Source organism: Cyclobacterium xiamenense, from assembly GCF_009467825.1.
Taxonomy (GTDB): domain Bacteria; phylum Bacteroidota; class Bacteroidia; order Cytophagales; family Cyclobacteriaceae; genus Cyclobacterium; species Cyclobacterium xiamenense.
Genome location: NZ_WIOK01000076.1, coordinates 1 through 1,330 on the forward strand (window position 1 = coordinate 1; position 1,330 = coordinate 1,330).

At 48.1% G+C, this 1,330-nt stretch carries 2 protein-coding genes; both read left to right on the forward strand.

The window, feature by feature from the left end:
• Window positions 1-56 precede the first annotated feature (56 nt).
• The gene (locus tag GCU44_RS22890) at window positions 57-323 is read left to right on the forward strand and encodes a transposase (protein ID WP_154859709.1); all 267 of its coding nucleotides are present in this window, start codon (window positions 57-59) and stop codon (window positions 321-323) included.
• A 5-nt stretch (window positions 324-328) separates the two neighbouring features.
• A complete protein-coding gene (locus GCU44_RS22895) occupies window positions 329-1,129 on the forward strand; it encodes an IS3 family transposase (protein WP_154859710.1) in 801 nt (266 codons plus the stop codon).
• The last annotated feature ends 201 nt before the right edge of the window (window positions 1,130-1,330 follow it).

Genomic DNA, 1,330 nt, shown 5'->3' on the forward strand with positions numbered 1-1,330 from the left:
GGTACCAGGCTGCTTTTTTTGAACAGGTTAAAACTAGAATTTTTAACTTAGTGATTATGAAAAAGAGCAAATTTAGCGAAGAGCAGGTCATCAAGATCCTTAAACTGCAAGAGGACGGCCACAAAGTAGAAGATATATGCCGGAAGTACGGCATCAGTTCTGCGACGTTTTACAGCTGGCGGAATAAATATTCGGGCATGGATGTGCAAGAGCTTCGTCGTCTCAGAAGCCTGGAGGAAGAAAATAGTCGGTTGAAGAAAATAGTGGCCAACCAAAGTCTGGAGATTGACATGATCAAAGATCTTTTGTCAAAAAAGCCCTAACGCCCGTGCAAAAGCAGGAACAGGTGACCTACCTTGAAGATACCTACAAGGTGTCCCATGCATGGGCGTGCAGCGTCGTATCGGTATCCAGAACCACAAAGTATTACCAGAAGAAAATGCCAGCAAAAGATGCCCAGATCAAAACGATGATTGAGCAGGTGATAGGCTGTAGCCGAAAAGGCAGAAACAAGGTGATCTGCCTGGTGCAGAAAAAGTATCCTCACATTAGTGGCAGCAAGATCAGGCGCGTGTACGAGCAAGAGGGATTTAGCCTGCACAGGCGTCTGAAACGCAGGATCAAGAATCAGCCCGCCAATCCGATTGAGATTCCATTAGTGGCCAACCAAGAGTGGGCAATGGACTTTATGTCTGACACGTTGGAAAACGGGAGAAAATTCAGGACGCTGAACGTGGTGGATCATTTCAACCGTGCCTGCATGGGGATTGCGGTGGCACACAGCCTGCCGTCTGTACGTGTAATCGAATACCTGGAGCGTATGATTGAATTTCAGGGCAAGCCCAGGCGTATCCGAACCGACAACGGTCCTGAATTCAGAAGCAAGAAGTTTCAGGCATGGATGAGCGAGCAGCAGATAACGTGGTCGCCAATCCAAAAAGGAAAACCCCAGCAGAACGGAATCGTAGAGCGGTTCAATAGAACCTTCCGGGAAGATGTGCTTGATGCTTACCTATTCAGTTCCGTTGCGCATGCTCAAGACCTAGCCGATACATGGAAAGAAGATTACAACAATCAGAGACCCCACCAGTCACTGGGATACCAAACCCCTTCTGAATATGCGGCGTAAGGTTTTCCAAAGGAATAAAACTCCCAAAACAGGGAGACAAAAAGGCTGCCCACTGGACAGCCTTGGAACCCGTTTCGGTCGGCCAGCCCTATCCCTGGTGGGTTGCTCCTCAGCAGCGCCCACTTCCGTTTCGGACCGGCATGGCAAAATTCAAAACAAAAACCTACATTTACAACCTGTCAAAATTCCCAGCCATATACC

What these genes read in the sequence shown, in the direction of transcription:
- GCU44_RS22890 (WP_154859709.1), top strand. Translation starts at nt 57, where the DNA reads ATGAAAAAGAGCAAATTTAGCGAAGAGCAGGTCATCAAGATCCTTAAA.